10 protein-coding genes and 2 pseudogenes are annotated in these 7,401 nt (G+C 40.3%); 7 read left to right on the plus strand and 5 right to left on the minus strand.

Features of this window, described 5'->3' with window-relative positions; translation table 11 throughout:
* The 3 genes and pseudogenes from B4H32_RS05330 to B4H32_RS05340 all read left to right on the plus strand — a co-directional run.
* Positions 1–1,090 (plus strand): NAD(P)/FAD-dependent oxidoreductase (locus tag B4H32_RS05330; protein WP_286800586.1); only part of this gene is annotated, 1,090 nt, incomplete at its 5' end.
* Between the two features lie 87 nt (positions 1,091–1,177).
* A pseudogene (locus tag B4H32_RS05335) lies at positions 1,178–1,369 on the plus strand (hypothetical protein); the annotation flags it as partial.
* 127 nt (positions 1,370–1,496) lie between these two features.
* A complete protein-coding gene (locus B4H32_RS05340; RefSeq protein ID WP_286800587.1) occupies positions 1,497–1,982 on the plus strand; it encodes a winged helix-turn-helix transcriptional regulator in 486 nt (161 codons plus the stop codon).
* Positions 1,983–1,997: 15 nt separating this feature from the next.
* Here B4H32_RS05340 and B4H32_RS05345 read toward each other — a convergent pair whose 3' ends face one another.
* The 4 genes from B4H32_RS05345 to tusD all read right to left on the minus strand — a co-directional run bounded on the left by B4H32_RS05345 (position 1,998) and on the right by tusD (position 3,439).
* Positions 1,998–2,309: a TusE/DsrC/DsvC family sulfur relay protein gene (locus B4H32_RS05345; RefSeq protein WP_004682372.1), complete on the minus strand. Its 312-nt coding sequence runs from the start codon at positions 2,307–2,309 to the stop codon at positions 1,998–2,000.
* A 70-nt stretch (positions 2,310–2,379) separates the two neighbouring features.
* A complete protein-coding gene (locus B4H32_RS05350) occupies positions 2,380–2,664 on the minus strand; it encodes a hypothetical protein (protein ID WP_004682371.1) in 285 nt (94 codons plus the stop codon).
* 11 nt (positions 2,665–2,675) lie between these two features.
* Positions 2,676–3,026: a hypothetical protein gene (locus tag B4H32_RS05355; RefSeq protein ID WP_004682370.1), complete on the minus strand. Its 351-nt coding sequence runs from the start codon at positions 3,024–3,026 to the stop codon at positions 2,676–2,678.
* A 44-nt stretch (positions 3,027–3,070) separates the two neighbouring features.
* Positions 3,071–3,439 (minus strand): sulfurtransferase complex subunit TusD, encoded by a 369-nt coding sequence (gene tusD / locus B4H32_RS05360; RefSeq protein ID WP_010589273.1) that lies wholly within the window; start codon positions 3,437–3,439, stop codon positions 3,071–3,073.
* Between the two features lie 65 nt (positions 3,440–3,504).
* On the opposite strand from tusD, the gene galE reads away from it, so the two are divergent.
* From galE to B4H32_RS05380, 4 genes and pseudogenes are all read left to right on the plus strand, one after another.
* A complete protein-coding gene (gene galE, locus B4H32_RS05365; protein WP_004682367.1) occupies positions 3,505–4,512 on the plus strand; it encodes a UDP-glucose 4-epimerase GalE in 1,008 nt (335 codons plus the stop codon).
* Positions 4,513–4,718: 206 nt separating this feature from the next.
* Positions 4,719–6,113 (plus strand): class II fumarate hydratase, encoded by a 1,395-nt coding sequence (gene fumC, locus B4H32_RS05370; RefSeq protein WP_286800606.1) that lies wholly within the window; start codon positions 4,719–4,721, stop codon positions 6,111–6,113.
* Positions 6,114–6,247: 134 nt separating this feature from the next.
* Positions 6,248–6,739, plus strand: a complete 492-nt coding sequence (locus B4H32_RS05375) for a hypothetical protein (protein ID WP_004757839.1) — start codon at positions 6,248–6,250, stop codon at positions 6,737–6,739.
* A 90-nt stretch (positions 6,740–6,829) separates the two neighbouring features.
* Positions 6,830–7,024 (plus strand): annotated as a pseudogene (locus B4H32_RS05380) (transposase); the annotation flags it as partial.
* Positions 7,025–7,254: 230 nt separating this feature from the next.
* Here B4H32_RS05380 and B4H32_RS05385 read toward each other — a convergent pair.
* Positions 7,255–7,401, minus strand: a 147-nt coding sequence (locus tag B4H32_RS05385) for a transposase domain-containing protein (protein ID WP_286800621.1), incomplete at its 5' end; no start/stop codon positions are given.

The raw sequence follows: 7,401 nt of genomic DNA on the forward strand, positions 1-7,401 counted from the left end.
AATCATGCTTTCACCCGTGCTTTCTGGTGAGAAAACGATCGAAGATATTATGTTGCATCCTCATACTTGGTATAGCGATAAGGGCATCAAGTTTATAGCGGATGATCCAGCTGTAAAAATAGATCGTACTCGCAAGACAGTCCATACAGAAAAAGGTGAAAGTGTTGATTATGACCGTTTGATCATTGCCACAGGTTCTAAGCCATTTATTCCACCAGTACAAGGTGTTGACTTGAAAGGTGTGATTAGTTTCCGTGATATTTATGATGTGAATACCATGATTAAATATTGTGAAACTAAAAAAAATGCAGTCGTGATTGGCGGTGGTTTACTTGGCCTGGAAGCAGCGTATGGTCTGAAACAACGTGGCATGAATGTCACTGTTCTTCATTTGATGGATCGCATTATGGAGCGTCAGCTTGATGGGCGTGCAAGTCGTATGTTGCGTCAAAGCATCGAAGAAAAAGGGATTAATATTATCACTGAGGCAAATACTGAAGCATTGATTGGTAAAGATGGTCATGTTAACCAAGTACGTCTGAAAGATGGCACAGTGTTGGATGCTGATCTTGTCGTATTTGCAGTCGGTATTCGTCCAAATATCACTTTGGCTCAAAGTGCTGGTTTACGTTGCAATCGTGGTATTTTGGTCAATAATACGATGCAAACCTTTGACCCAAGTATTTATGCAGTGGGTGAATGTATTGAGCATCGTAATCAGACCTTTGGTCTCGTCGAACCATTGTGGGGACAAGCATTTATCTGTGCGACACACTTGGCAGAACACGGTAGCTTAACGTTCAAGTCGCCAACCGTTCCAACTCAGCTTAAGGTTAGTGGTGTTGATGTATTCTCGGCTGGAAATTTTGAACCGAAAGAAGATTACGAAGACATTATCCTGAATGATGAAAAACGACAAATTTACAAGCGTATCATTATTCAGAAAGATAAAGTCATCGGTGCGGTACTGTTCGGTGATACTGAAGATGGCATGTGGTATGCGGAATTGATTGCAGATCAAACACCAATTTCAACATTTAGAAATAAATTGTTATTTGGTAAGGATTTTGCAATGAAAAAAGCAGGTTAATCATCTTTGGGGTTTAGGTTCCTTGGTGCCTAAACCCAAACAGAATGTGAAATTCAGGCATAGATGAAATAGATAAAAGGGGCAGTCATAAACAGTATTCAAAATTTAGAACACAGTCGCTCCGATCAAGCAGAAACAATCATTACAAAAACAACATGTCCCTATTGTGGGGTTGGATGTGGTGTTGATGTCACGGTAAATCATAAAGCACAAGGAACAACGGTTCAGGTTGCTGGTGATTTGGAACATCCATCTAATTTTGGACGCCTTTGTATTAAAGTAGGGTAATTTGTATCTGGTGACCAAGATACATTAGTGTATATTTTATATTGATTCACTTTTTAGTGTTAGGGTTCAAGGTGTGGATTATATACCTTATAAGTTTGAAAAATGATGGGTGATAATAATGAAATGGGATGAGATTGGCGATCAGCCATGTTCAGTGGCGCGGACGCTTTCAGTATTGGGTGACCGTTGGACCATGCTGATTTTGCGCAACGCATTTATGGGTATACGCCGTTTTGATGAGTTCCAGCGTAGTTTGGGAGTTACGCGTCATGTCCTTTCAGAACGGTTAAAACGTCTGGTTGAATATGGAATTTTAACCAAAGTTCCCTATGTGGAGCGTCAGGAACGTTTTGAATATCAACTTACCGATAAAGGGTTGGACTTGTACCCGATTATTCTGACAATGGTGCAATGGGCCGATAAATGGATGGACATGGGTTTGGGCAAACCGATTGAATTTACTCATAAAACCAGTGGACACAAATTTAGTTCTAAGGTTGTTTGTTCAGAATGTAATGAACCCATTGATGTAAAAGAGGTAAAGGTCGCTGCTGGCCCAGGTTATTTTGCGTTTATGCAACAAAAGCAAAATAGTGCCTCATAGATCATTTTCAATGATCTATAAACAATTGGCAGGTTTGGGAACGCCAGCCAAGCGACTTAAATGTCGAGCCACTAGACCTGTATTAAACTTTTGCTGTAGCTCAGCATTACTGATTTCAGGGCTTACTGTTTTCATGAGAAATTTGATCAACGGACGTGTTGCAGGTGAATGTCCAAACTGCTGATAAAACTGCCGTACAGCATTGAGAATATCAAAGTGCCAATCTGTCAGCTCTAAATCGAGTGATTTAGCAAGTTCCTGTGCAACTTCTGGATTCCAAATGGTGTAATCAACTAAATGACCGTCTTGGTCTAACTCTAACTGCATAAAATAGCCTAAGTAGGGGCGTATTGTATACGCCCAATAATTTATGGGTATCACTCAATTAACGATATATTCATTTCAACGTAATACAACGTTGAAACTTTAATACTAAATTTGCAAATTGAGCATATTCCAGAATGTTTACACGTTTTTTAAGACCATACTGCAATAGGCTTTGTTCATTGCTTAGACAATAGATATTCGGGTAAGTATCCACAACGGCATCTGTGACTTGTAAGACTGAATCCCCCATCATCACAATATGGTCATCCGCTTTTGCCATGTGTGCTAACTCATCTAAAATTTTATTGACATTGTTATAAGGAGATTGGACGAGAAACAAGGTTGAATTTTTCATGAGCGAATCCCTTACCAATACAGTACATGATCAAATGACTGAATAAATTCAGGATGAATATCAATAAATTCAATATCCTGATCTGTATTTTTGACGATAGCTAATTGTTGATTTTTGCTTTCAACCAAAATTGGGGTTAAATCGTAAAACTCAAAACTTTCCACCATATTGGCGGCAATTTTAAAGGCATGCGTGAACTGATCGAACGCTAGTTGATTGTTCAATAAACTCAGTGCGGCATCCTTTAATAATACTTTGACAGAAATACCAAAGGTTGCTAAAACCATAGTTGCAGACAAGCTTTCATTGACCTGCAAACTGGTTAAATTAGGCTGCGTTAGGATGACGAGTACAGTTTTCACACAATTTACCTTTTAAAAGCGACACGCTATATAAAGAACTTGATCTAGAATTGAATTAGACGAGAACAGCTTTGTACGGCATCAGCAAGTTCTCCAAGCCCAACCAGCTCAAAACCTTGGGCCAGGTTGTGCTGCTGAAGTGAATGACGTTGTGCATTGCTGGCATCCGTGATTCCCCGAGCAAGCGCGGCACTGACACAGACAGGGAGTCGAACGCCAAGCTTTTGCCATTCCAGTTTCAGGTTGCGCTGATCATCAGGAAACCACTGTAAATCGTTGGCAACCTGAACACCGTCCTGGTAAAAGAAGACACGAAATTCCTCATGCTTATTTTGTAATGCCTGTGCTAAACCAAATGCATGCCAGGCCATCATTGAAGTAGGTGCTGAGGTAATTAACAGTAGTGTACTCATGGAACATTCACTATGGTCATAGGCAAAAATAAAGATGGACATATTAAAAAGAAGGTAATTATACAATGATTTTGGTGACAGGTGGTTTAGGCTTTATCGGTTCACATATTGCTTTGAGTTTGCTGGCTCGTGGGCACGAAATCGTCATTGTTGATAATCTGGCCAATTCCACATTACAGACTCTGGAACGTCTGGAATATATTTCAGGCATGTATATTCCTTTTGCAAAGCTTGATGTACGCAACACGCCTGCCTTAAATAAGGTGTTTGAACAATATTCTATAGATGCGGTGATTCATACTGCGAGCTTTAAATCGCTGGAGGAATCGGTTTTAAAACCTCTTGAATATTATAATGATAATGTCAGTTGTATCATGAGCTTATTACGTGCCATGCAACGCATGGGAGTGAGACAGCTTATCAACCTATCCAGCGTGGCGGTCTATGGAAAGTCTGATTCGGAACTTTCCGAGGAGACTAAATTTAATTATCACTATGCTAATCCCTATATTCGTACCCAGCAAATGGTGGAGGATATTATTGCGGATACCTACAGGATTGACCATGAATGGAAGATCATTAACCTGCGGTTATCCAATATTGTCGGTGCCTTTGAGCATGGGGTATTGGGTGAATATGTTGTTCAATTACCGAAGAATATTGTGCCTCTGGCCTTGCAGGTAGCCGCAATGCAACGTGATTGCATTGAGTTGCAAAATCAGGCACAGACTAAAGATGGTACGGTTGAACGAAGCTTCTTGCATGTGCTGGATGTTTGTGATGCCGTACTGGCAGGCTTAAAGTGGCTGGAAACACAGGTTGGCTGTTTGGAGGCATTTAATATCGCCCACTCAAAAACCACCTCTATCCTAGGTTTGTTAGATGAAGTTGCCAAAGTAACCCAATCCGAAATTCGGGTTCAGCCCGCAGTTTATCAACATGAGGAATTGGCTCAACTGGGGGCAAATATTGATAAAGCAGAAAAGATGCTTGCATGGACACCGAAACGATCCTTAACACAAATGATTGGAGATGAATGGCGTTTTTATCTAAATACGTTAAAAGGTAACTAAGTCTGCTATCGCTTTATGATTACCAATACAGTCCATTAAAGCTGGCAACAGGTTTTAGATAATGATTATTATTTGCATTCTTAAGCCATTTGGGGATAATACGGCGGTTTGTTGAATATCCTTGATAAACATTCAATATGAGCTAGCCAAGGCATCTATTTGCTTCAGCCCGTGAAAATTCTTACCAAGATAGAGCAGAGGTTGTTATGCACATACGAATTGAACACGATACCATGGGTGAAATTGAGGTTCCAAATGAAGCCTTGTGGGGCGCGCAAACGCAAAGAAGTTTACAAAACTTTAAAATAGGTCAGGAGCGTTTACCCCGTGCGATGATTCGTGCAATGGGACTTGTAAAAAAAGCTGCTGCCATCACCAATGCAGAACTTAAACAACTGCCTGAAGAGTTAAGTCAATATATTGTGGGTGCTGCTGAAGAAGTCATTGCTGGGCAATGGGATGCTCAGTTTCCATTGGTGGTATGGCAGACAGGTTCTGGTACGCAAAGCAACATGAACTGTAATGAAGTGATTGCCAATATTGCTAACCAGAAATTAGGGCAAGCTTTGGGCGCACAAAAACCTGTCCATCCAAACGATCATGTCAACCGTGCGCAATCCACCAATGATTCTTTCCCAACCGCGATTCATGTTGCCGCAAGTCTGCAAATCAATGAATTACTAATTCCTGCGGTTGAGAAACTCAAACAAACTTTACAACGTAAATCCGATCAATTTGATGATATTGTCAAAATTGGACGTACCCATTTACAGGATGCGACTCCATTAACGCTAGGACAGGAATTTAGTGGCTATGTGTCACAACTGGATCATGGCTTAAAGCGTCTACATCAGGCGCTTGCAGGTTTATATGAATTGCCTTTAGGTGGAACGGCGGTGGGAACAGGACTCAATGCTCATCCTGATTATGCCGTAAAAGCCGCAGAACAATTAGCTGGGCTGACAGGCCTACCATTTGTAACGGCACCTAATAAATTTGAAGCCTTGGCAGGGCGTGATGCGGCAGTATTCGCTTCTGGTGCATTAAAAACTTTGGCTGCAAGCTTAAATAAAATTGCCAATGACATTCGCTGGTTGGCAAGTGGTCCACGTTGTGGTTTAGGGGAAATCCGTATTCCTGAAAATGAACCAGGCTCAAGTATTATGCCTGGGAAAGTAAACCCGACACAAAGTGAAGCCATGACCATGGTGGTGGCTCAAGTCTTGGGCAATGATACGACTATCAATATTGCTGGTGCGTCTGGTAATTTTGAGCTCAACGTGTTTATGCCAGTGATTGCTTATAACTTGTTGCAATCAATCCAGTTGCTTGGTGATGCATGTAATAGTTTCAATGACCACTGTGCGGTAGGAATTGAACCAAACCGTGAGAAAATTGATTATTTCCTGCATAATTCACTGATGTTGGTGACTGCACTAAATCCAGTGATTGGTTATGAAAACGCTGCCAAAGTCGCTAAAATAGCCTATAAGGAAAATAAAACCTTAAAACAGGTTGCGGTTGAACTAGGCTTGGTAACTGCTGAACAATTTGATGAAGTGGTTCGTCCTGAGCAGATGATTGCACCGAGTAGTAAATAATCATGAGTGGTAGGGGCGTATGGTATACGCCCTTATTGTTTTGAGAGGCGTGTGATGGTTGCCCTTGCGAAGTGTACTTCTCTCCTGCAAGTGCGTACAATATCCGTTTGATTGACTAGACCATTGCTTTTATTATGCTTAATATTTATTTGACAGATACTCAAACTCATATTCAATATTCTGGTCTGTCTCATGAAAATCCTGTCAAGTTTTTGTTGAATCTAAAGAAAATTTTTCCAAGTACGGCAGACCTTTTGTTACCTGTCTTACCAGAAGACAATAATCTGGAAAATGTGACATGGGAAGCAACGGCCAAAGATTTTGAAGTTTTTAAAAAATTACTAGAGGGCTGGGGCATTATTGAGCTTCGTTTAAGTGCAATTACCACCTATAAAGATAAAAAATTTGCCAATGAATTGGTAAAAAAAGCTCAAGTTAGACGCAAGCAAATTTCCCAGAAACATCCTGAACTCTCAATTATTGCTTTGGATTATATACTCATGCATGAAATTCATGCCTTGATTGATGCGGAATTGGTCATGATTGGGGAAAAATTCTATTTGCCGACTTTACGTGAACAATGGAAAAGTCTGTTTTCAGAGCAAATTCTGCAATGTAAGTTATAAGATGGGTAACGTGAATTCGGGATAAGGACGTTGTAAAAGGATAGGCATTTAAGTCAAAATTTAATCATGACAAAAAACAATGATCTCAAAATGCCTATCGACACACCGCTTACAACACTTTTCTGCCTAATTGATGATTTCTGCACTGATATTTCAGAGCGGGTTGAGCAATACATGCTCACTTGTGGCAAGATTAATCATATATTTGCCGATAGTGCAACTCGGGGGAAAACTTCTGTCGATTGGTTTTATGGTTTTAAGATTCATATTTGCTGCTTTAACATTATATGCTTTGGTGCTTGTAAATGGATATAAGTCTGGGATTCAGCAGATTTTAAAACCGATTGAATTAAAATCTGCTTAAACCAAATTCACGTTGGGTAAGCAGACTTAGGTCTGCTTTTTTATTGACTCATCTTTATAGAACCACATGGTTATTGTTCTACAAACAATTACAAGGTTTTAGTGGCTGTATGTTTAGGCGTAAGCCCCCGCTGAACCCCATGCCTATTTTTTTAATTCGGTTCAGGTTTCCAGCGGTGTGGTAGCAATTCTTCTATTTGGGTCACTTTATGGGTCGGCAGCCTTTTCAGCACATCACTGAGATAGGCATACGGATCCAGTCTATTCAGCTTTATTCGATTTTCTACTTTTAAACTCAA

Origin of the sequence: Acinetobacter sp. UBA2063, assembly GCF_002333245.1 — a bacterium.
Classification (GTDB): domain Bacteria; phylum Pseudomonadota; class Gammaproteobacteria; order Pseudomonadales; family Moraxellaceae; genus Acinetobacter; species Acinetobacter parvus.

Coding starts and splice junctions, on each gene's coding strand:
- B4H32_RS05340 (WP_286800587.1), top strand. CDS start 1,497: ATGAAATGGGATGAGATTGGCGATCAGCCATGTTCAGTGGCGCGGACG.
- tusD (WP_010589273.1), bottom strand. CDS start 3,439: ATGAGTACACTACTGTTAATTACCTCAGCACCTACTTCAATGATGGCC.
- fumC (WP_286800606.1), top strand. CDS start 4,719: ATGCACATACGAATTGAACACGATACCATGGGTGAAATTGAGGTTCCA.
- galE (WP_004682367.1), top strand. CDS start 3,505: ATGATTTTGGTGACAGGTGGTTTAGGCTTTATCGGTTCACATATTGCT.
- B4H32_RS05350 (WP_004682371.1), bottom strand. CDS start 2,664: ATGAAAAATTCAACCTTGTTTCTCGTCCAATCTCCTTATAACAATGTC.
- B4H32_RS05345 (WP_004682372.1), bottom strand. CDS start 2,309: ATGCAGTTAGAGTTAGACCAAGACGGTCATTTAGTTGATTACACCATT.
- B4H32_RS05375 (WP_004757839.1), top strand. CDS start 6,248: ATGCTTAATATTTATTTGACAGATACTCAAACTCATATTCAATATTCT.